Below are 20,928 nucleotides of genomic sequence, written 5' to 3'. Positions count from 1 at the left end.
ACGTAGGTGCCAAGTCGCGGTTGGTTTCGGTGGAGTCGATGCTAGCGGCATCGACTCGTCAGGGCAGGTAGATTACCCGGCCTCGCCGGTATAACGCCCGAAGAAGCCGAGCTGTTCCCCGCCGAGGACGTGCGCGTGCACGTGGAACACCGTCTGACCTGCGTGGACGTCGGTGTTGAACACCACGCGGTAACCGTTCTCGGTGAGGCCCTCCAGCTCGGCGACCTTGTGCGCGGAGGTGATGACGTCGGCGAGCAGCCGCGGGTCGGCCGCGGCCAGCTCGGCCACGTTGCGGTAGCGCTGCTTCGGCACCACGAGCACGTGCGTCTTGGCCTGTGGCTTGATGTCCCGGAACGCGAGCGTGGTGTCGGTCTCGTACACGATGTCGGCAGGGATTTCCCTGGCGATGATCCGCTCGAACAGCGTGTCCGCGTCGTTCATGGCCCCGACCTTAGCGACCAAGGCTCCCCAATGCGGCATTGGTGGCGTTGAACTTCCCCAATGCGGCATTGGTGGCGTTGAGCGCTACGAATGCCACATTGGGGAACTCGCCGCAGAACGGCTCCGCCGCCGACTAGAGCGCCGCGGGGCGGTCCGGGGGGCCTGGGGGGTGTCCCCCCAGAAAACACAGCGGAACCGCCGAGAGGGAGCAAGCTCGCTTGCGACTAAAGCGCCGCGGGGCGGTCCGGGGGGCCTGGGGGGTGTCCCCCCAGAAAACACAGCGGAACCGCCGAGAGGGAGCAAGCGCGCTTGCGACTAAAGCGCCGCGGGGCGGTGAAGCCTGGGGGTCGCTCCACGCGCCGCCGCGGCTCCGCCGGACCGAGGGGGGAGGTGTCCGGCGGGGTCGTGGGCACACGCACACGTGTGTGTCCAATCGTTAACAAGCGTAACGGCGTCCCCCGGTCGGCGCCAGGATTTCGCCCCGAAAACCGGCCGAATCGGCCGCGGGCTCCCTACCGCGGACCTCCGTTCGGGCTACCGCCACCGGGCAGTCAGGGCACCGAGCGCGCCCAGCGCCACCGCACCTGCCGTGGACGTACGCAATACGGTTTGTCCAAGGCGGACGGTCGTGGCACCCGCGGCGGCGAAAGCGGCGAACTCCTCGGCGGTGATGCCACCTTCGGGGCCGACGACGAGCACCAGCTCGCCACGCTCGGGAAGATCCACTTCCGTGATCACCGGCCCCGTCGCGTCGAGTACCAGCGCCCGGTCGGCCTTGGCCAGCACCTCCGCCAGCTGCGTGGTGGTCACCGGTTCACCGACGTCGGGAAGCCGGCCGCGCCGGGCCTGCTTGGCGGCGGCGCGGGCGGTGGCCCGCCACTTGCCGAGTGCCTTGGCGCCGCGCGGGCCCTCGTCCCAGCGGGCGATGCTGCGCGCAGCCCGCCACGGGAGCACGGCGTCGGCCCCGGCCTCGGTGGCGAGTTCCACCGCCAGCTCGCCCCGGTCGCCCTTGGCGAGCGCCTGGGCGATCGTGACGCGCAGCACGGGCTCGGGTTCGTGGCGGCGGGCCCGGATACGCACGTCGAGCCGCGCGTCCCGGCCCGGGTGCACGGCCTCGACCTCGCACTCGGCGAGGCCCCCGGCACCGTCGGACAACGTCAGCAGCTCGCCGGGCCGGGTGCGCCGCACGGTGACCGCGTGGTGTGCCTCCTCGCCGTCGAGCACGGCGCGCTCCCCGGAGGGCAGCGCCGCCACCAGGAACACCGGAGGCGTGCTGGCGGTCACCGGCTCTTGGCGCGCAGTTTCGAGAACAGGCCGCCGTGCTTGCTGCCGTTGCCCGCGAGCGTGGGCGCTTCCTCGCCGCGCAGCTGGGCGAGCTCCCGCAGCAGGGTGGACTGCTCGTCGTCGAGCTTGGTCGGCACGACCACCTCGATGTGCACGTGCAGGTCGCCCCGGCCGTCGACCCGGCCGGAGGAGCGCAGGCGCGGCATGCCCTTGCCGGTGAGCACCAGTTCGGTGGCGGGCTGCGTGCCGGGTTCGATCTCCAGCTCCTGCTCGCCGTCGATGAGGGTCTCCAGCGGCACGACGGCGCCGAGCGCGGCGCTGGTCATCGGGATCCGCAGGTGGCAGTGCAGGTCGTTGCCCTCCCGCACGAACACCTCGTGGGGCTGCTCGTCCACCTCGACGTACAGGTCGCCCGCGGGTCCGCCGCCGGGCCCGACCTCGCCCTGGCCGGAGAGGCGGATGCGCATGCCGTCGCCGACGCCGGGCGGGATCTTGGCGGTCACGTCCCGGCGCGCGCGCACGCGGCCGTCGCCGCCGCACTGCTGGCACGGGTCGGTGATGACCTCGCCGAAGCCCCGGCACACCGGGCACGGCCGCGCCGTGACCACCTGGCCGAGGAACGAGCGCTGCACCGACTGGATCTCGCCCTGCCCGCCGCACGTGTCGCAGGTCTTGACGGTGCCGCCCTCGGCGGTGCCTCCGCCCCGGCACCGGTCGCACAGGATCGCGGTGTCCACCGTGATGTCCTTGTCGATGCCGGTGGCGCACTCCTCCAGCGTGAGGCTGAGCCGGATCAGCGCGTCGGAGCCGGGCTGCACCCGGCTGCGCGGCCCGCGTCCCCGGCCGCCCCCGGTCGCGGCACCGAAGAAGGCGTCCATGATGTCGCCGAGGCCCCCGAAGCCGGCGAACGGATCGCCGCCGCCCCGCGCGCCCGCGCCGTTGTCCAGCGGGTCGCCGCCGAGGTCGACGATCTTGCGCTTCTGCGGGTCGGAAAGAACCTCGTAGGCGGTGGTGACCTCGCTGAACTGGTGCTGCGCGTCCTCGGAAGGGTTCACGTCCGGGTGCAGCTCGCGTGCGAGCTTGCGGTAGGCGCGCTTGATCTCCTGGTCGCTCGCGTTCTTCGGAACGCCCAGGATGCCGTAGTAGTCCCTCGCCACCGTCTTCGCCGTCCTCCTCGTAGGCCTGTCTGTCGCCGGCTACTTGCCGGACAGGATCTGACCGACGTAGTTGGCCACCGCGCGCACCGCGGCGATCGTCCCCGGATAGTCCATCCTGGTCGGGCCGACCACGCCCATGCCCCCCAACAGGAGATCGTCCGCGCCGTACCCGATGGACACGACCGACGTGCTCCGCATCTGCTCGTCCTCATTCTCCTCGCCGATGCGCACCGCGATGGCACCGGGGTTGCGGGCCGCGGCCAGCAGTTTGAGCACCACGACCTGCTCCTCCAGCGCCTCCAACACCTGCCGCAGCGAGCCGGGGAAGTCGGCGACGTTGCGGGTCAGGTTGGCGGTGCCGCCGAGCACCAGCCGTTCCTCCGGGTGCTCGACCAGCGACTCGACCAGCACCGTACAGACCCGGGTCATCATGTCGCGCAACTCGGGGGGTGCCTCGTCGGGCAGTTCGGCGACCTTGGCCGCCGCGTCGGAGAGCCGGTGGCCCGCGAGGGCGGCGTTGAGCTGGTCACGCAGCCTGGACACACCGTCCTCGGACATCACGTCGCCGAGGTCGACCGTGCGCTGGTCGACCCTGCCGGTGTCGGTGATGAGCACCAGCATCAGCCGGGCCGAGGTGAGCGGGACCACCTCGAGGTGGCGCACCGTGGAGTTGGTCAGCGTCGGGTACTGCACCACCGCCACCTGGCGGGTGAGCTGTGCGAGCAGCCGCACCGAGCGGCGCAGCACGTCGTCGAGGTCGACGGCCCCTTCCAGGAAGCCTCGGATGGCCTTGCGCTCGGCGGCCGAGAGCGGCTTGATCTCCGAGAGCCGGTCGACGAAGAGCCGGTAGCCCTTGTCGGTGGGGATCCGGCCCGCGCTGGTGTGCGGCTGCGTGATGTAGCCGTCCTCCTCGAGCGCGGCCATGTCGTTGCGCACGGTGGCACTTGACACGCCGAGATTGTGCCGGTCGACGAGTGCCTTCGATCCCACCGGTTCCTGGTTCGACACGTAGTCGGCAACAATGGCCCGCAGCACCTCGAAACGGCGCTCGTCCGCGCTGGCCACCGGCACCTCCTCTCGTCGCCTTCGTGACAACGAGTTTACGGTGCGCCGGGTGCCCTGCGGTCACATGTTGCGCGGGAAGCCCAGGTTGACGCCGCCATGGGACGGGTCCAGCCAGCGCGAGGTGACGACCTTGGTCCGGGTGAAGAAGTGGAAGCCCTCCGGGCCGTAGGCGTGGCTGTCGCCGAACAGCGAGTCCTTCCAGCCGCCGAACGAGTAGTAGCCGACCGGAACCGGGATGGGCACGTTGACGCCCACCATGCCGACCTCGATCTCGTTCTGGAACCGCCGCGCCGCGCCGCCGTCGTTGGTGAAGATCGCGGTGCCGTTGCCGTAGGGGTTGGCGTTGACCAGCTCCAGCGCCTCGTCGTAGCTGCTCACGCGCACCACCGACAGCACGGGGCCGAAGATCTCGTCGCTGTGCACCGACATGCCGGGGCGGACGTGGTCGAACAGGGTCGGGCCGAGCCAGAACCCGCCGCCGCCCACGTCGAGCCGCCTGCCGTCGACGACCAGTTCGGCGCCCTCGGCCACCCCGGCGTCGAGGTAGGAGGCCACCCGCTCGCGATGGGCGGCCGTCACCAGCGGGCCCATCTCGGAGCCGGGGTCGCGCCCGTCGCCCACCCGCAGCGCCTGCATGCGCTCTGTGACCTTGCTCACCAGCTCGTCGCCGACCGGGTCGACGGCCACCACCACCGACACCGCCATGCACCGCTCCCCCGCCGAGCCGAACCCGGCGGACACGGCCGCGTCGGCCGCGAGGTCCAGGTCCGCGTCGGGCAGCACCACCATGTGGTTCTTGGCCCCGCCCAGCGCCTGCACGCGTTTGCCCTCCGCCGTGCCGGTCTCGTAGACGTGGCGCGCCACCGGCGTGGAGCCGACGAACGAGATCGCCTTGACGGTGGGGTGCCTCAGCAGCCCGTCGACGGCCACGGCGTCCCCGTGCAGCACGTTGAGCACGCCGTCGGGAAGTCCCGCCTCGGCGAACAGCTCCGCGATGAGGTTCGCCGCGGAGGGGTCCTTCTCGCTGGGCTTGAGCACGACCGTGTTGCCGCAGGCGAGGGCGTTGGGCACGAACCACAGCGGCACCATGGCCGGGAAGTTGAACGGCGAGATCACGCCGACCACGCCGAGCGGCTGCGCGATCGAGTACACGTCCACCCCGCGGGAGGCGTTCTCGCTGAAGCCGCCCTTGAGCAGCTGCGGCGCCCCGCACGCGTACTCGACGTTCTCGATGGCGCGCTGCACCTCGCCCGCGGCGTCGGAGAGCACCTTGCCGTGCTCGTCGGTGATGACGCGCGCCAGCTCGTCCCTGCGCGCGACGAGCAGCTCCCGGAAGGCGAACAGCACGCGGGTGCGCCCCGCCAGGGACGTGTCCCGCCAGCCGGGGAACGCCGCCGCGGCCGCCTCGACGGCCTCGGCGAGCTGCCCGGCACCGGCGAGGTCCACGCGGGCGCGGACCTCGCCGGTGGCGGGATCGAACACCTCCCCGGTCCGTTCGGGTTCCCCCGTCCACGGCTTGCCGCCGATCCAGTGGCTGATCCGCCTGGTCACGAGTGCTCCCCCTCCGCCACGGCGACGGCCGCGCCCAGGATGCCCAGCGCCTCGTCGGCCTCCTCGCGGGTCAGCGTCATCGGCGGCGCCAGCCGGATCACGTTGTTGTGCAGGCCGCCCTTGCCCACCAGCAGGCCGCGGGCCTTGGTCTCCTCCAGCACGGTCGTGGCGGCGTGCGGGCTCGGCGTCGTGCCTCCCGGCTCCACCAGCTCGACGCCGATCATGAGGCCCTTGCCGCGCACGTCGCCGACCACGCCGTGCGCGTCGCCGATGTCGCGCAGCCCGGAGAGCAGGTGCTCGCCGAGCTTGGCGGCGTTGCCCTGCAGGTCGTTGTCGAGCAGGTAGTCGAGCGTGGCCTTCGCTCCCGCGGTGGCCACGGGGTTGCCGCCGAAGGTGGAGATCGAGTTGGCGCGCAGGCAGTCCATGATCTCGCCGCGGGCGATGACGCCGCCGATGGCCAGTCCGTTGCCGATGCCCTTGGCGAAGGTCATCACGTCGGCCGTCACGCCGTGCGCCTCGATGCCCCAGAAGTGCTCGCCGGTGCGGCCCCAGCCGGTCTGCACCTCGTCGGAGATGAGCAGGATGCCGTGTTCGTCGAGGATCTCCTTGAAGGCGGCGAACAACCCGTCCGGCGGGGTGGCGAAGCCGCCGACGCCCTGGATCGGCTCGGCGATCAGCGCGGCGACGTCGCCGGAGGTGGTGGTGGCGAGCACGTCGCGCAGGTCGTCGGCGCAGGCGGCGACGTAGTCGGCGTCGGAGTACCCGGCGAACGGGCCGCGGTAGCGGTAGCCGCCGTGCACGTAGCTGACCTTCACCGGCGACAGCGCGCTGGCCGACCAGCCACGGTTGCCGGTGACGCCGACCGTGCCGAACGCCCTGCCGTGGTAGGAGTTGCGCAGCGCCAGGACCTGGTTGCTGCGCCGGTACTGCGTGGCCAGCATCAGCGCGGTCTCGTTGGCCTCGGTGCCGGAGTTGGTGAAGAACACCTTGGCGTCGGCGATGCCGGACAGCTCGGCGATCTGCTCGGCGAGCTCCACCTGCTTGCGGATGAGGTACAGGGTCGACGTGTGCAGCACGCCGGTGTCGAGCTGCGCCCGGATGGCGTCGGAGATCTCGGCGACGTCGTAGCCGATGGCGTTGGTGAGGATGCCCGCGAAGAAGTCGAGGTAGGTGCGGCCCTGCGCGTCGGTGACGTGGCGGCCCTGCGCGCGCACGATCTCGATGGGCTCGGTGTAGTAGAGAGCAAGCCAGTCGGGGAGCACGGCCCGGTGCCGGGCAAGCAGGTCGGCGTCCGTCATGGCTTCGAGTCTCGACGCGCGCGTGGCGGCGGCGCCACGGACAATATGTACTGACTCCCGCTTCCGGCCGTACAGTCTGCTTTTCGGGCAGGACACGACTGACAGACCACAGGGCGCAGGAGTGCGGATGTATCCGACCGTCGCGGACGTGCTGGCGTTGCCGGTGGTGCGCGGCGGCGGCCCGAGGGTGGTCGCGGGCGCCGAGGGGCTCGACGGCCGGGTGCGCTGGGTCCACGTCGCCGAGGTGGCCGACATCGCGCATCTGCTCAAGGGCGGCGAGCTGGTCCTGACCACCGGCATCGCGCTGCCCGACGACGATGAGGCGCTCGCCCGCTACGTCGAGGAGCTGGCCGGGGTCGGGGTCACCGGCCTCGTCGTGGAACTGGTGCGGCACTGGAGCCGCGAGGTGCCCCGCGCGCTCGCCGAGGCCGCGGCCAAGCATGGGCTGCCGCTCATCACGCTGTCCCGCGAGACGCGGTACGTGGCGGTGACGGAGGCCGTCAACGGCCTCATCGTCGACGCGCAGGTGGCGGAGCTGCGGGCGGCCGAGCAGGTGCACGAGACGTTCACCGCGCTGACCGTGTCGGGCGCCGAACCCGACACGGTGCTGCGCGAGGTCACCCGGCTGACCGGGCAGCCGGTGCTGCTGGAGACGCTGTCGCACGAGGTGCTGGCCTACGACGCCGGCAGCGCCGACGCCGGGGAGCTGCTGCGGGACTGGCAGGCGCGCTCACGTGCGGTGCGCACCGGCGAGCGCACCGGCTACGACCCGGCCTCCGGCTGGCTGGTGACGATCGTCGGGGCCCGCGGTCACGACTGGGGCAGGCTGATCCTGGTGTGCGGGGAGCCGCCGCCGCACCGGCACCGGGTGGTGGCCGAGCGGGCGGCGTCGGCGCTGGCGGTGCACCACCTGCTCGCCGCCGACGGCGAGGGGCTGGAGCGGCAGGCGCATCGGGCGGTGCTCGCCGAGCTGCTGGCCTCCCCGGTGACGGCACCCGAGCTGGCGGCGCGGGCCTCCGCGCTGCACGTGCCCCTGACCGGGCGCAGGCTGGTCGGCGCGGCGATCCGGCCGCGGCTCACCGGCGTGGCCGACCCGCCGGGCGCCGCGTCGGCTCAGCCGGTGCTGCGGGACCTGGCCGAGGCGACCGCGCTGGCCACCCGGCGGGCGAGGGTGAGCGCGCTCGTCGGCTGCGTGGACGACACGAGCGTGCGGGCGCTGCTGTCGCTGTCGCCGCAGGCGAACCCCCGGGCCGTGCTGCGCAGGCTCGCCGCGGAGATCCGGCAGGCGCGAGGGTCGGTGCCGGTGGTGATCGCGGTGGGCACGGCCGTCACGAGCGCGGCCGACGCGGGCCGCAGCCTCACCGAGGCAGGGCACGTGGCCGCGGCCGCGCTGCGGCAGGACGGCGAGCCCGCCGACGGCTACCACCGGCTGGCCGACGTCCGGCTGCGCGGGCTGCTGCACCTGCTCGGCGACGACGAGCGGGTGGCCGCGTTCGCGGCGCGGGAACTGGGGCCGCTGCTGGCGCGGGACGCCGCGTCCGGCACCCGGCTGGTGCAGGCGCTGCGCCACTTCTGCGAACACGGCGGCAACAAGTCGGCGGCCGCGGCGGCGGCGCACACGTCGCGGACCGCGTACTACCAGCAGCTCGCGCGGATCGAGCAGGTGCTGGGCGTCCAACTGGAGGACCCGGAGTCGATGCTGTCCCTCCATGTCGCACTGCTCGTGCACGACGTCGTCGCCCGATCGAACGACACCGACCACCCGATGGAGTAACACAGGTGCCCCCGCCGGTGTGCCGATATCCGAAGCATGCCCATGTTCGCTGCCGGATCGCTCGCCGCCTGCACGCTCACGATGCTGTGCGCAGGCGGGCCCGCCCCCACTCCCGAGTCGTCTCTGACCCTCACGCTGGAGACCGCGAACGGCGCGGCCCGCGCGGTGCACCTGGTCTGCGAGCCCCCGATGGGCACGCACCCGCACCCGGGCGGCGCCTGCGCGGCGATCGAGTCGGCCGGCGGTGACCTCGAGCGGCTGCCCGCCGACAACCAGCCCTGCCCGATGATCTACGCGCCGGTGCAGGCCAGGGCACACGGGCACTGGAAGGGCGAGCCCGTCGACTTCCACACCGAGTACTCCAACGAATGCTTCGCCGACGGCGAGTCCGGCGGTGTCTTCGGCTTCTGAGCCGCGGTTCCCTTCACCGGCCCCGGGGCGCGATCCGTCGCCTCGGGGCCGTTTCGGGTTACCCCATCGCCCGCGCAAGCGCTACCGAACCCCGTTCGCCCGGGCGCGCAATCGACACACTGTCCCCGGCCGGGTGTAACGGTGAACACTCTGCCAGTCCCCGGAGCCTGCCCGGTGCGAGCAGGATGCCGCAATGGAGCCGACCACCGCACAGCTTCGTCACCCGGACGGCCGGGTGGAACTTCGCGATGCGTCGTCACTGCACGGCAGCCGGTTCTTCAACGACGAACTCGCCCCGGTGCCCGTCGAGCGACGAACCTGGAGCAGCTACAACTACTTCGCCCTCTGGAACGGAATGGCGCTCAACCTTCCGTCCTATCTGCTCGCCTCCGGCCTGATCGCCATCGGCATGAACTGGGCGCAGGCGTTTCTCACGATCGCGCTGGGCAACATCATCGTGCTGCTGCCGATGCTGCTCAACAGCCACGCCGGCACCAAGTACGGCATCCCGTTCCCCGTGTTCGCGCGCGCGTTCTTCGGCATCCGCGGGGCGAACCTGGCGGCACTGCTGCGCGGGCTCGTCGCGTGTGGCTGGTTCGGCATCCAGACCTGGGTCGGCGGGCAGGCGATGTTCGTCATCCTCGGCAAGCTGCTCGGTGACGGCTGGAGCAACGCGACCGTCGTCTACGACCAGCCGTGGACGCTCTGGCTGTGCTTCGCGGTGTTCTGGGTGCTGCAGATGGTCATCATCTGGCGCGGCATGGAGGCCATCCGCCGGCTGGAGAGCTGGGCCGCGCCACTGGTCACGGTCGGCTTCCTCATCCTGCTGGTCTGGATCCTCATCGAGGCGGGCGGGCTGGGCCCGATCTTCTCCCAGCCGTCGCAGCTGGGCTGGGGCGCCGACTTCTGGAAGGTGTTCGCGCCCTCGCTCATGGGCATGATCGCGTTCTGGGCCACGCTGTCGCTCAACATGCCGGACTTCACGCGGTTTGGCCAGGGCCAGCGCAAGCAGGTGTGGGGCCAGATCCTCGGCCTGCCGACCACGATGTCGTTCATCGCGATCATGTCGATCATGATCACCTCGGGCAGCATGGTGGTCTACGGCGAGGCGATCTGGGACCCGGTGCAGCTGGCCAGCCGCTTCGACTCACCGGTGGTCGTGGTCGCCGCCCTGCTCGGGCTCGTCCTCGCGACCATCACCACCAACCTGGCCGCCAACGTCGTGAGCCCGTCCTACGACTTCTCCAACGCGCTGCCCAAGCGCATCAGTTTCCGCGTGGGCGGGCTCATCACCGGCGTCATCGGGATCGTGATCCAGCCGTGGCGGCTGATCTCCGATCCCAACATCTACATCTTCGCCTGGCTCAACTTCTACGGCGGCGTGCTGGCCGCCGTCGCGGGAGTGCTCGTGGCGGGCTACTGGGTGCAGGTCCGCACCCGGCTCGCGCTGGCCGAGTTGTTCACCGAGCACGGCCGCTACTGGTTCACCGGCGGCTGGAACTGGCGGGCGCTGGTGGCCACGGCCGCGGGCGCGCTGCTCGCCGTCGGCGGCGCGTACTCCAACCCGGGCCAGGGCCCGTTCCCCGCCGACGGGCTGATCCCGGTGTTCAAGGCGTTCTACGACTACAGCTGGGTCGCCGGCCTGGTGGCGGCGTTCCTGGTCTACCTGGCGCTGACGCTGCCCGGCTCGCGCGGGCAGGCGTTCGGAATCGACGAGGAGGAGACACATGAGCGAACGGGTACGGGCAGGCTTGGTGCAACAGCGGTGGACGGGTGACAAGGACTCGATGATCGCGGCGTCCGTGGACGCCATCGCCTCGGCGGCCTCCCAGGGCGCGCAGGTGGTGTGCCTGCAGGAGCTGTTCTACGGCCCGTACTTCTGTCAGGTGCAGGACACGGAGTACTACTCCTACACCGAGGGCATCCCGGACGGGCCGACGACGAAGCTGATGCAGGAGGTCGCCGAGCGGCACGGCGTGGTGCTCGTGGTGCCGATGTACGAGCAGGAGCAGCCGGGCGTGCTCTACAACACCGCCGCCGTGATCGATGCCGACGGCCGCTACCTCGGCAAGTACCGCAAGAACCACATCCCGCAGGTGAAGGGATTCTGGGAGAAGTTCTACTTCCGGCCCGGCAACATGGGCTATCCCGTGTTCGACACGGCGGTGGGCCGCATCGGCGTCTACATCTGCTACGACCGGCACTTCCCGGAGGGCTGGCGGGCGTTCGGGCTGGCCGGGGCGAAAATCGTGTTCAACCCGTCGGCCACGAGCCGTGGCCTGTCGCAGTACCTGTGGCGGCTGGAGCAGCCCGCGGCGGCGGTGGCCAACGAGTACTACGTGGGCGCCATCAACCGGGTCGGTGTGGAACCGTTGGGCGACAACGACTTCTACGGCCAGACCTACTTCGTCGACCCGCGCGGCGAGCTGGTGGGCGAGGCGGCCTCGGACACCGAGGACGAGGTGGTGGTGCGCGACCTCGACATGGACAAGCTCGCCGAGGTGCGCGAGCTATGGGCGTTCTACCGTGACCGCAGGCCCGACTCGTACGAGTCGCTGGTGAAACCCTGAGGGGGTGCTGAGATGCGGACTCTGATCAGGGGCGGCACGGTGCTCAGCTCCACCGGCGCCGCCACCGCCGACGTGCTCGTGGACGGCGAGACGATCGCCGCCGTGGCCGCGCCCGGCGTGTTCACCGAGGCCGACACGGTGCTCGACGCCACCGGCAGGTACGTGCTGCCCGGCGGGATCGACGCGCACACGCACATGGAGATGCCCTTCGGCGGCACGTTCTCCGCGGATACGTTCGAGACCGGCACGAGGGCCGCGGCGTGGGGCGGCACGACCACGATCATCGACTTCGCCGTACAGGCCAAGGGCACCTCACTGCTGTCCACGCTGGACAAGTGGCACGAGAAGGCCGAGGGTGACTGCGCCATCGACTACGGCTTTCACATGATCGTGTCCGACGTCAACGACGGCACGCTCAAGGAGATGGAGTCCTGTGTGGACTCCGGGGTGAGCAGCTTCAAGATGTTCATGGCCTACCCGGGCGTGTTCTACTCCACCGACGGCGAGATCCTGCGCGCCATGCACAAGGCCACCGAGACGGGTGCGACGATCATGATGCACGCCGAGAACGGCATCGCGATCGACCAGCTCGTGGCGCGGGCACTCGCCGAGGGCAAGGGCGAACCGGTGCAGCACGGGCTGACCAGGCCACCTGAGCTGGAGGGCGAGGCGACGTCGCGGGCCATCACGCTGGCCAAGGTCACCGGCGCGCCGCTCTACATCGTGCACCTGTCGGCGGCGCAGGCGCTCGCGGCGGTGGCACAGGCACGCGACGAGGGCCAGAACGTCTTCGCCGAGACCTGCCCGCAGTACCTGTATCTGTCCATCGAGGACCTGGCAAAGCCGGACTTCGAGGGCGCGAAGTACGTCGCTTCTCCCCCGCTGCGGGAGAAGCACCACCAGGCCGACCTGTGGCGGGGCCTGCGCACGAACGACCTGTCGGTGGTCTCGACCGACCACTGCCCGTTCTGCTTCAAGGACCAGAAGGAGCTCGGCCGCGGCGACTTCTCCAAGATCCCGAACGGGATGCCGGGCGTGGAGCACCGGATGGACCTGCTGCACCAGGGTGTGGTGGCCGGGGAGATCTCCCTCGCCCGCTGGGTGGAGGCGTGCTCCACCACCCCGGCGCGCATGTTCGGGCTGTATCCGCGCAAGGGCGTGCTCGCCCCGGGTTCCGATGCCGACATCGTCATCTACGACCCGGCCGCCGAGCAGACCCTCTCGGCCGCCACCCACCACATGGCCGTCGACTACTCGGCCTACGAGGGCATGACGATCACCGGCAAGGTCGACACGGTGCTCTCGCGGGGCCGGGTGGTGGTGGACGGCGGCGAGTACCACGGCAGCGCGGGCCACGGCCGGTTCCTGTCCCGCGACCTGTGCCAGTACCTCGGCTAGCGGGAGCCTGTCATGGATTTCGGTGTGGTGCTGCAGACCGGTCCGCCCGCGCGCGACGTGGTGCGGCTGGCGAGGCTCGCCGAGGACGCCGGCTTCGGCTACGGCTGGACGTTCGACTCGGTGGTGCTGTGGCAGGAGCCGTTCGTCATCTACTCGCGGATGCTGGAGCACACGTCGGCGATGCGGGTGGGTCCGATGGTGACCAGCCCCGGCACGCGGGACTGGTCGGTGCTGGCGTCGCTGTTCGCCACGCTCAACGACATGTACGGCAACCGCACGGTGTGTGGCATCGGACGTGGCGACTCCGCGCATCGCGTCGTCGGCAAGCCACCGTCCACCCTGGCCACGCTGCGCCGGTGCATGCACGTGGTGAAGGAACTGGCCGAGGGCCGCGAAGTCGTGCACAACGACGTGCCGGTGCGTATCCCGTGGGTGCGGGAGGGCAGGCTGGAGATGTGGATGGCGGGCTACGGGCCGAAGGCGCTGCGCCTGGCCGGTGAGCAGGCCGACGGGTTCATCCTGCAGTGCGCGGACCCGGCGATCGCGCGGTGGACGATCGGCACGGTGCGCGAGGCGGCGAGGGCGGCGGGCCGTGACCCGGCGGGCATCACGGTGTGCGTCGCGGCGCCCGCCTACGTCGGCGACGACCTGCCGCATCAGCGCGACCAGCTGCGCTGGTTCGGCGGGATGGTCGGCAATCACGTCGCGGACCTGGTGGCCCGCTACGGCGAGTCGGGCCCGGTGCCGCGGGAGCTGACCGACTACATCGCGGGCAGGCAGGGCTACGACTACGCCCACCACGGCAAGGCTGGAAACCCGTCGACCGACTTCGTGCCGGACGAGATCGTCGACCGGTTCTGCCTGGTCGGACCCGCCGCCGCCCACGTGCACCGGCTGGAGGAGCTGGCCGAGCTGGGCGTCGACCAGTTCGCCGTCTACCTCATGCACGACCAGCGCGAGCGCACGCTCGCCGCCTACGGCGAGGAGATCGTCACCAAGCTGGCCGCCTGACCCCGGGCGAGTCGTCAGGCGGCGGCGCCGAAGGTGCCCTTGGGTACGCGCCTGGTACCCAAGGGCACCTTCGGCTCGCGCGCCACCGGCAACCACCCGGAACCGTCCGGAACCGTCCCACGGAACCGCCCGGAACCGCCCACGGCGAGCCCAAGGGCACCCTCGGTACACCATCTGTACCCAAGGGCACCCTCGGCTCGCGCGATCGGCCGCTACACCAGCGCCTGGTAGACGAGCTGGCGGAGCTGCTGGCGCAGCGGGTGGGTGCTGGACGGCAGCAGCTGGGTGAAGAACAGCACCGTCAGCTCTTCGGCGGGGTCGACCCAGAACGCCGTGCTGGCGGCACCACCCCACGCGTACTCGCCCACACTGGACAGAGTCTTCGCCTTCACCGGGTCGCGCAGCACCGAGAAACCGAGACCGAACCCGAAGCCGTCGAAGGGAATCTCGGCGAACAGCGGACGGCCGAACGCCTCCAGGTCGACATCGTCCGGCAGGTGGTTGCTGGTCATCAGGCGCACCGTGCGCGGGCTCAGCAGGCGCACGCCGTCCAGCTCGCCACCGCGCAGCAGGAACTGCGTGAACCGGTGGTAGTCGGCCGCCGTCGACGCCAGTCCCGCCCCGCCCTGCAGGCACGCGGGCCGCTGCGTGATGCTGCTGCCGAAGGCGTCGTTGCGCACCGCCCTGCGCGTGCCCGGCTCCGGCACGTAGAGCGCCGCCAGCGACTCGAGCGCCTCGCCCTCGACGTGGAACGTGGTGTCGGTCATCCCGAGCGGTGTGAAGATGCGCTGGGCGAAGAACTCGTCGAGCGGCATCCCGGAGGCCACCTCGACCAGCCTGCCGAGCACGTCGGTGGCCACCGAGTAGTTCCATTCGGCGCCGGGCTGGAACACCAGCGGAAGCTCGGCCCACGCCTCGCTGCATTCGGCGAGGGTCTTGCCGGGCGGGGTGCTCCACTCGAACCCCGCCGCCCGGTACTGCGCATCCACCGGGTGCGCGTGGTGGAACCCGTAGGTCAGGCCCGCCGTGTGGGTCAGCAGGTGCCACACCCGGATCGGTTCCGTCGCCGGCTCGGTCACCGGCCGCAGTGACGAGCCCTTCACATAGACCCGTGGGGCGCGGAACTCGGGCAGCCAGTGGTGAATCGGGTCGGTGAGGTCGAAGACGCCCTCCTCGACCAGCATCATCGCCGCGACCGACGTGACGGGCTTGGTCATGGAGAAGATCCGCCACCGCGTGTCCGTCTCGACCGGCAGCCCGGCCTCGATATCGCGGTGGCCGTAGCGCGACACGTGGGCGATCACGCCGCGCCGGGTGACGACGGTCAGCCAGCCCGGCAGCAGGCCGTCGTCGACGTAGCGGGCCATGCGGCGGTCGATGCGGGCGAGCCGGCCGGCGTCGAACCCGAGCTCGGCAGGGTCGGTCTCGGCTTTGAGGTCCATGGCCGAGGTTCTACCGCATGAACCACTACTCCATGAAGCTTCGCTTCTCCTCGCGCCACGCCTCGTCGGTGCGGCCCTGCCGCCAGTAGCCGGAGATCGACAGCCACTCCTTGGCCACGCCGCGCTCGCTGAGCAGGTGCCTGCGCAGGTCGCGGACGAATCCCGCCTCGCCGTGCACGAACGCGTGCACGGTGCCGGGAGGGAACTCCAGGTGCCGCACGGCGGCCACGATGTCGTCACCCGCGCGGCGGTGCAGCCAGCGGATCTGGGCGTCGCCCTTCGTGGCCAGCGGCTGTTCCTCGGAGGCGTCCTCCACCAGCAGCACCGCCCGCACCGGCGCACCCGCCGGCACCGCCTCCAGCGACGCGGCGATCGCGGGCAGCGCGCTCTCGTCGCCGACGAGCAGGTGCCAGTCGGCGTCCGGGCTCGGCGCGTACGCCCCGCCGGGACCGAGCAGCATCACCTCGTCGCCGGGCTCGAGCCGGGCCGCCCACGGCCCCGCGAGACCCGCGTCGCCGTGGTGCACGAAGTCGATGACCAGCTCGCCCGCGGCCGCGTCGAAGTAACGCACCGTGTAGCTGCGCTGGCGCGGCCAGTGCTCGCGCGGCAGCTCGGCCTTGATGGTCTGCATGTCGAACGGCTCGGGGTACTCGACGCCCGGCACCGGGAACAGCACCTTGACGTAGGCGTCGGTGAACCCGTTCGGCGTGAAGGCGGCGAGCCCGTCTCCCCCGGCGACGACCCGGATCATGTGCGGCGTGATGCGCTCGGTGCGGAGCACGCGCAGCCGGATGACCGGCTTGCCTGCGCTGCGTTCGCGTCGCTCGGCCATTCGTGGCTCCTCACTACACCGGACGGGCTTCAACTAAGGCTAACCTAAGATCGATCCGGGTGCACGGCGCGGCCCCACTCACTGGGCGCCGGGCACGGCCACGGGAAGACCTCGATCCGCGCGCGCCGCGAGGAACTGGTCCAGCGCCCCGGCGTTCGGCCTGCGCACTGAACTCGTCCGACTCCCGTGTCGTCACGACCCCCTTACTCCGCCGCACCGGCGAGCGACACCGGCCGCGCCCTGGTCGCCGACCACGCCGTCCACACGCTGGTCGCACCGACCACCAGCAGCGCACCGGCCACGACGACGCCGAGCAGCGTCCACGGCACGACGATCGTCGACTGCCCGGCGATCCGCTCGGTCGCCGCGCCGATGCCGACCCAGGTGCCCGCCCCCGCCAGCCCGCCGAGCACCAGCCCGATCGCCGCCACCGCCCACGACTCCAGCAGAGCCAGCCGCACCACCTGCCCCCGTGTCAGCCCGCTCATCCGGGCCACCGCGAACTCCCTGCGCCGCTCCGCCGCGGCGATCACCACGGCGTTCACCACGGCGATCAGCGCGTACAACCCGGCCAGCCCGAGGATCACGGTCATGATCCCGGTGCTCACCTGCTGCTGCCTGCTCGCCGACTGGTCGATCCACTCCTCCAGCGTGCGCACCTCACCGAACTCGCCGAGCGCTCCGCGCACGGCGCCGGCGTCGGCGCCGGGGGCCAGCCGCACGATCGTCTCCGACGGTGCCCGCGCCGCGACGGCGGCCGGGACGGCGTCCACGGGCAGCAGCATCGAGCCACCGGCGAAGGTCATCGGCAGCACCGCCACCACCCGCAACGGCACGTCCCGGTCCCCGATCCGCGCGTCGACGGTGGTGCCGAGCGGGAAGCCGCTGTCCGCGGTGACCGCCACCGTGTTCCCGCGCAGCCGGGTGAGCGACCCGGCGACCGGCTCGGCGCGATGCGTCCGCGCGTAGGCGGCCGGGTCCACCACGAGGGCGTCGACGTTGTCGGCCTCGGTCTCGTACTCGCCGTCGCCCTCGTAGGTCGTGGTGGTGGTCCGCACGGGCAGGCGCAACTGCGGCGCGGCCACGTCGACGCCGGGCACCGAGGCGGCTCCGGTCTGCCCCTGCGCGGTGACGACGAGGTCGCCGCGCAGGTCCCGGCGCTGCTCGACCTGGCCGGCCTCGCCGATCGACAGCAGCGTGCCGGACTGGCCGAGCAGCAGCGCCACGAGCACGATCAGCGGTGCGGCCGTGGAGGCGCTGCGCCGGACACCGTCCCACAGGTTCGCCTGGGCGAGGCCGCCCAGCGTGCTGCCGCGCAGCGCGACGCCGAACACGCGGCCGATCAGCGGCACCACCAGCGGGCTCAGCGCGCTCAGCGCCACAGCGGCGGTGAGCGCGGCGTTGACCGCGAGCGGGATGGCACCTTCCGGCCCCGCGAACGACGACACGATCACCAGGCTCACCGATCCGGCGAGGAACAGGATGCCGAAGAACCAGCGGAGGCCGGTCATCACGCGCGCGGCCTCGCCGGTGTCGCGCAGCGCCTCGAGCGGGCGCACCTTCGCCGCCCGCCGGGAGGCCGCCAGCACACCGCTCACGGCGACGCCCAGCCCGATCCCGGCGGACACCGCGAGGATCCAGCCCTGCCACCGTGGGGCGAACTCGGCGGGCACGAAACCCAGATCACGCAGCAGCCATGACTGCGCGCGCATCACGAGCAGCCCGAGCGGGACGCCGAGCGCGGTGCCGAGCAACCCCAGCAGCGTCGCCTCGGACAGCAGCAGCCTGCGCACCTGGCCGCGCGCGGCGCCGGTGAGCCGCAGCAGCGCGAGGTCACGCCTGCGCTGGGCGACGGTGAAGGCGAACGTGCTGCTGACGATGAACACCGCCAGAAACGCCGAGATGCCGAGCGTGATGCCCAGCAGGGCGATCGCCTCGACGTAACCGCCGACCGCGGCCGAGACGAGGATCAGCAGCGACGACTGCACGAGCGCGACACCGAGGCAGACGGTGAGCGTGGCGCCGATGAACAGCTGCCAGCGCTCGCGGAAGGTGCTCCAGGACAGGCGCAGCATCGCTTACGCCTCCAGCCGGGCGAGCCGCTCGGCGACCTCGGCCGCGGTCGGCGCGGCGGCGTGGTCGACGATGCGGCCGTCGGAAAGGAACATCACGGAGTCGGCGCTCGCGGCGGCAGCCGGGTCGTGGGTGACCATCACGATCGTCTGCCCCGCCCGGTCGACCATCTCGCGCAGGAGGCGCAGCACCTGGCGGGCGGAGGCGGAGTCGAGCGCGCCGGTCGGCTCGTCGGCGAAGAGCACGCTCGGCCTGGTCACCATCGCCCTGGCGATCGCGACCCGCTGCTGCTGGCCGCCGGAAAGCTCGCGGGGCCGGTGCCTGCGGCGCTCGTCGAGCCCGACGCTCGCCAGCACCTGGCGCACCTGCCTGGCGGGCACCCGCTGCCCGGCGAGCTTGAGCGGTAGCGCGACGTTCTGCTCGGCGGTCAGCGAGCCGATGAGGTTGAAGCTCTGGAAGACGAAGCCGATGCGGCTGCGCCGCAGCCGGGTGAGCGCCGCGTCGTCGGCGGCGGTGATGTCGTCGCCGGTGAGCAGTACCTGGCCGCCGCTCACCCGCTCCAGCCCGGCCGCGCAGTGCAGCAGGGTGGACTTGCCCGAGCCGGACGGGCCCATGACGGCGGTCCAGGAACCCTCGGCGAACGCGACGCTGACGCCGTCGAGCGCCCGGACCAGATCGTGCTTGGTGCCGTAGTGCCTGCTCACGTCACGAAGCTCGACGGCGGCGGGCCCGCCGCCCGCACGGCGGCCGAGCTCGGTGGAAAGGGGTGCTGTCATGGCTTTCATCCCACCCGGAAACGAGGCCCGGCACAGCGGTGCGGACACCCGAGCCCGCGGTGGGGTTCGCCCTACCCTCGGGTGACGCCTCTTGACACCTTGCCAACAAGGGCGCACCGTGTGCGCATGACGCGGTTCGACTACGACGTCCTGGTCATCGGCTCCGGCTTCGGCGGCAGTGTCAGCGCCCTGCGGCTGACGGAGAAGGGCTACCGCGTCGGCGTGCTGGAGGCCGGCCGCCGCTTCGCCGACCACGAGTTCGCGACGACGTCGTGGCGCGTGCGCGACTACCTCTTCGCGCCCCTGCTCGGCTGCACCGGCATCCTGCGCATCACGCCGCTGCCGGACGTGCTGGTGCTCACCGGCGCGGGTGTCGGCGGCGGTTCGCTCGGCTACGCCAACACCCTGTACGAGCCGCCGGACACCTTCTTCGCCGACCGCCAGTGGTCACACATCACCGACTGGAAGTCGGAGCTGGCGCCCTACTACGACCAGGCCAAGCGCATGCTCGGCGTGACCCGCTACCCCCTCACGACGCCGGCCGACGAGGTGATGCGCGAGGTCGCCGAGGACATGGGCATCGGCCGCACCTACCGCCCCACGCCGGTCGGGGTGTTCTTCGGCGCCGAAGGCCAGGCACCCGGAACCGAGGTGCCCGACCCGTTCTTCGGCGGCGCCGGACCCGCCCGGCGCACCTGCACCCACTGCGGCGCGTGCATGACCGGCTGCCGCCACGGCGCGAAGAACACCACCGTGAAGAACTACCTGCACCTCGCCGAGCAGGCGGGCGCGCGGGTACACCCGCTCACCACGGTCACCGAGGTCCGCCCGCGCCCCGGCGGCGGGTACACCGTGAGCGCCGTCCACACCTCCCGCCCATGGCGCCGCGGCACGTTCACCGCCGAGCAGGTGATCTTCTCGGCCGCGGCGCTCGGCACCCAGCGGTTGCTGCACCGCATGCGCGACCGGGGAGTGCTGCCCCATCTCTCGCCGCGGCTGGGACTGCTGGCCAGGACCAACTCCGAGGCCATCCTGGCCGCGCGCACCACGCGCGCGGGCGCCGAGTACCACCGCGGCGTGTCCATCACCTCCTCCATCCACCCCGACGAGGTGACCCATGTGGAGTCGGTGCGCTACGGCAAGGGCAGCAACCTGCTCGGCCTGCTCGGCGCCGTGCTCACCGACCCGGTACCGGGCACACCCCGGTGGGTGGCCGGGCTGCGCCAGATGTGGAAGCACCGGCGGGCACTGCCCGCGTTGCACGATCCACGGCACTGGTCGGAACAGACCATCGCGCTGCTGGTGATGCAGACGCTGGACAACTCGGTCACCACCTACACCCGGCGCGGGCTGCTGGGCAGGCGGCGGCTGCGCACCCGGCAGGGCGTCGGCGAGCCCAACCCGACCTGGATCCCGGCCGGGCACGACGTCGCCCGCCGGGTGGCGGACAAGATCGGCGGCACCGCGGGCGGCGGCTGGAACGACCTCGCCAACATCCCGCTCACCGGGCACTTCATCGGCGGCTGCGCCATCGGCGACTCGCCGGAGACCGGCGTGGTGGACCCGTACCAGCGGGTGTACGGCCACCCCGGGCTGCACGTCGTGGACGGCTCGGCCATCACGGCCAACCTCGGCGTCAACCCGTCACTGACCATCACGGCCCAGGCCGAGCGCGCCATGGCCCTGTGGCCCAACAGGGGTGAGCGCGACCCCCGGCCCCCGCTCGGGGCGGGCTACCGGCGGGTCACCCCGGTGGCGCCGAAGAACCCCGTGGTGCCCGACGCCGCGCCCGGCGCGCTGCGGTTGCCCCTCTTCCCGGCGGAGCGGGAGTCCTCGTGAGAAACT

The 20,928-nt window shown here is 71.8% G+C and carries 17 protein-coding genes; 7 read left to right on the top strand and 10 right to left on the bottom strand.

All coding sequences use genetic code 11. From position 1 onward, the window contains the following. Nucleotides 1–72 precede the first annotated feature (72 nt). The 6 genes from BAY60_RS15585 to BAY60_RS15560 all read right to left on the bottom strand — a co-directional run bounded on the left by BAY60_RS15585 (nucleotide 73) and on the right by BAY60_RS15560 (nucleotide 6,796). On the bottom strand, nucleotides 73–441 hold the full coding sequence (locus BAY60_RS15585) for a histidine triad nucleotide-binding protein (protein ID WP_112281646.1): 369 nt from the start codon (nucleotides 439–441) through the stop codon (nucleotides 73–75). 534 nt (nucleotides 442–975) lie between these two features. Then, nucleotides 976–1,725 (bottom strand): 16S rRNA (uracil(1498)-N(3))-methyltransferase, encoded by a 750-nt coding sequence (locus BAY60_RS15580; protein ID WP_112281645.1) that lies wholly within the window; start codon nucleotides 1,723–1,725, stop codon nucleotides 976–978. Further along, nucleotides 1,722–2,882 carry a molecular chaperone DnaJ gene (dnaJ, locus tag BAY60_RS15575; RefSeq protein ID WP_112281644.1) on the bottom strand — a complete coding sequence of 387 codons (1,161 nt, stop codon included), beginning with the start codon at nucleotides 2,880–2,882 and terminating at the stop codon, nucleotides 1,722–1,724. The genes BAY60_RS15580 and dnaJ overlap by 4 nt, the downstream gene beginning before the upstream one ends. Nucleotides 2,883–2,921: 39 nt before the next feature. After that, nucleotides 2,922–3,947 (bottom strand): heat-inducible transcriptional repressor HrcA, encoded by a 1,026-nt coding sequence (hrcA, locus tag BAY60_RS15570; protein ID WP_112281643.1) that lies wholly within the window; start codon nucleotides 3,945–3,947, stop codon nucleotides 2,922–2,924. A 60-nt stretch (nucleotides 3,948–4,007) separates the two neighbouring features. Continuing rightward, entirely contained in the window at nucleotides 4,008–5,498 is a 1,491-nt protein-coding gene (locus BAY60_RS15565) for a CoA-acylating methylmalonate-semialdehyde dehydrogenase (protein WP_112281642.1), read from the bottom strand. Then, nucleotides 5,495–6,796 (bottom strand): aspartate aminotransferase family protein, encoded by a 1,302-nt coding sequence (locus tag BAY60_RS15560; RefSeq protein ID WP_112281641.1) that lies wholly within the window; start codon nucleotides 6,794–6,796, stop codon nucleotides 5,495–5,497. Before BAY60_RS15560 ends, BAY60_RS15565 begins: the two co-directional genes overlap by 4 nt. A gap of 127 nt (nucleotides 6,797–6,923) precedes the next feature. Between BAY60_RS15560 and BAY60_RS15555 the strand changes: the two genes are divergently transcribed. The 6 genes from BAY60_RS15555 (at nucleotide 6,924) to BAY60_RS15530 (ending at nucleotide 13,960) form a co-directional block, all read left to right on the top strand. Then, nucleotides 6,924–8,570 carry a PucR family transcriptional regulator gene (locus tag BAY60_RS15555; RefSeq protein WP_112281640.1) on the top strand — a complete coding sequence of 549 codons (1,647 nt, stop codon included), beginning with the start codon at nucleotides 6,924–6,926 and terminating at the stop codon, nucleotides 8,568–8,570. A gap of 36 nt (nucleotides 8,571–8,606) precedes the next feature. Beyond that, nucleotides 8,607–8,981: an SSI family serine proteinase inhibitor gene (locus tag BAY60_RS15550; protein ID WP_112281639.1), complete on the top strand. Its 375-nt coding sequence runs from the start codon at nucleotides 8,607–8,609 to the stop codon at nucleotides 8,979–8,981. A 193-nt stretch (nucleotides 8,982–9,174) separates the two neighbouring features. Next, nucleotides 9,175–10,758, top strand: coding sequence for an NCS1 family nucleobase:cation symporter-1 (locus tag BAY60_RS15545; protein WP_112281638.1), 1,584 nt, complete (start codon nucleotides 9,175–9,177; stop codon nucleotides 10,756–10,758). After that, nucleotides 10,709–11,551 (top strand): nitrilase-related carbon-nitrogen hydrolase, encoded by an 843-nt coding sequence (locus tag BAY60_RS15540; RefSeq protein WP_112281637.1) that lies wholly within the window; start codon nucleotides 10,709–10,711, stop codon nucleotides 11,549–11,551. The genes BAY60_RS15545 and BAY60_RS15540 overlap by 50 nt, the downstream gene beginning before the upstream one ends. Nucleotides 11,552–11,563: 12 nt before the next feature. Continuing rightward, on the top strand, nucleotides 11,564–12,949 hold the full coding sequence (gene hydA, locus BAY60_RS15535; RefSeq protein ID WP_112281636.1) for a dihydropyrimidinase: 1,386 nt from the start codon (nucleotides 11,564–11,566) through the stop codon (nucleotides 12,947–12,949). 12 nt (nucleotides 12,950–12,961) lie between these two features. Then, nucleotides 12,962–13,960: a TIGR03842 family LLM class F420-dependent oxidoreductase gene (locus BAY60_RS15530; RefSeq protein WP_112281635.1), complete on the top strand. Its 999-nt coding sequence runs from the start codon at nucleotides 12,962–12,964 to the stop codon at nucleotides 13,958–13,960. 212 nt (nucleotides 13,961–14,172) lie between these two features. On the opposite strand, the gene BAY60_RS15525 is transcribed toward BAY60_RS15530, so the two are convergent. The 4 genes from BAY60_RS15525 to BAY60_RS15510 form a co-directional block, all read right to left on the bottom strand. Next, nucleotides 14,173–15,402, bottom strand: a complete 1,230-nt coding sequence (locus BAY60_RS15525; protein WP_112281634.1) for a serine hydrolase domain-containing protein — start codon at nucleotides 15,400–15,402, stop codon at nucleotides 14,173–14,175. 25 nt (nucleotides 15,403–15,427) lie between these two features. After that, nucleotides 15,428–16,234 (bottom strand): siderophore-interacting protein, encoded by an 807-nt coding sequence (locus BAY60_RS15520; RefSeq protein ID WP_112281633.1) that lies wholly within the window; start codon nucleotides 16,232–16,234, stop codon nucleotides 15,428–15,430. A gap of 203 nt (nucleotides 16,235–16,437) precedes the next feature. Continuing rightward, nucleotides 16,438–18,309: an FtsX-like permease family protein gene (locus BAY60_RS15515; RefSeq protein ID WP_112281632.1), complete on the bottom strand. Its 1,872-nt coding sequence runs from the start codon at nucleotides 18,307–18,309 to the stop codon at nucleotides 16,438–16,440. 3 nt (nucleotides 18,310–18,312) lie between these two features. Further along, on the bottom strand, nucleotides 18,313–19,083 hold the full coding sequence (locus BAY60_RS15510) for an ABC transporter ATP-binding protein (RefSeq protein ID WP_112281631.1): 771 nt from the start codon (nucleotides 19,081–19,083) through the stop codon (nucleotides 18,313–18,315). Nucleotides 19,084–19,209: 126 nt separating this feature from the next. Here BAY60_RS15510 and BAY60_RS15505 point away from each other — a divergent pair, with 126 nt between their 5' ends. Further along, nucleotides 19,210–20,922, top strand: coding sequence for a GMC oxidoreductase (locus BAY60_RS15505; protein WP_112281630.1), 1,713 nt, complete (start codon nucleotides 19,210–19,212; stop codon nucleotides 20,920–20,922). Nucleotides 20,923–20,928 lie beyond the last annotated feature (6 nt).

Origin of the sequence: Prauserella muralis (genome assembly GCF_003202285.1) — a bacterium.
Lineage (GTDB): Bacteria > Actinomycetota > Actinomycetes > Mycobacteriales > Pseudonocardiaceae > Prauserella_B > Prauserella_B muralis.
This window is presented reverse-complemented; position numbering and strand designations above follow the sequence as displayed.

Excerpts from the sequence above, each read along its gene's own strand:
- BAY60_RS15540 (WP_112281637.1), top strand. The coding sequence starts at position 10,709 with ATGAGCGAACGGGTACGGGCAGGCTTGGTGCAACAGCGGTGGACGGGT.
- BAY60_RS15510 (WP_112281631.1), bottom strand. The coding sequence starts at position 19,083 with ATGACAGCACCCCTTTCCACCGAGCTCGGCCGCCGTGCGGGCGGCGGG.
- BAY60_RS15530 (WP_112281635.1), top strand. The coding sequence starts at position 12,962 with ATGGATTTCGGTGTGGTGCTGCAGACCGGTCCGCCCGCGCGCGACGTG.
- hydA (WP_112281636.1), top strand. The coding sequence starts at position 11,564 with ATGCGGACTCTGATCAGGGGCGGCACGGTGCTCAGCTCCACCGGCGCC.
- BAY60_RS15550 (WP_112281639.1), top strand. The coding sequence starts at position 8,607 with ATGCCCATGTTCGCTGCCGGATCGCTCGCCGCCTGCACGCTCACGATG.
- BAY60_RS15585 (WP_112281646.1), bottom strand. The coding sequence starts at position 441 with ATGAACGACGCGGACACGCTGTTCGAGCGGATCATCGCCAGGGAAATC.
- BAY60_RS15505 (WP_112281630.1), top strand. The coding sequence starts at position 19,210 with ATGACGCGGTTCGACTACGACGTCCTGGTCATCGGCTCCGGCTTCGGC.
- BAY60_RS15545 (WP_112281638.1), top strand. The coding sequence starts at position 9,175 with ATGGAGCCGACCACCGCACAGCTTCGTCACCCGGACGGCCGGGTGGAA.
- BAY60_RS15515 (WP_112281632.1), bottom strand. The coding sequence starts at position 18,309 with ATGCTGCGCCTGTCCTGGAGCACCTTCCGCGAGCGCTGGCAGCTGTTC.
- BAY60_RS15520 (WP_112281633.1), bottom strand. The coding sequence starts at position 16,234 with ATGGCCGAGCGACGCGAACGCAGCGCAGGCAAGCCGGTCATCCGGCTG.
- BAY60_RS15560 (WP_112281641.1), bottom strand. The coding sequence starts at position 6,796 with ATGACGGACGCCGACCTGCTTGCCCGGCACCGGGCCGTGCTCCCCGAC.
- BAY60_RS15555 (WP_112281640.1), top strand. The coding sequence starts at position 6,924 with ATGTATCCGACCGTCGCGGACGTGCTGGCGTTGCCGGTGGTGCGCGGC.
- BAY60_RS15525 (WP_112281634.1), bottom strand. The coding sequence starts at position 15,402 with ATGGACCTCAAAGCCGAGACCGACCCTGCCGAGCTCGGGTTCGACGCC.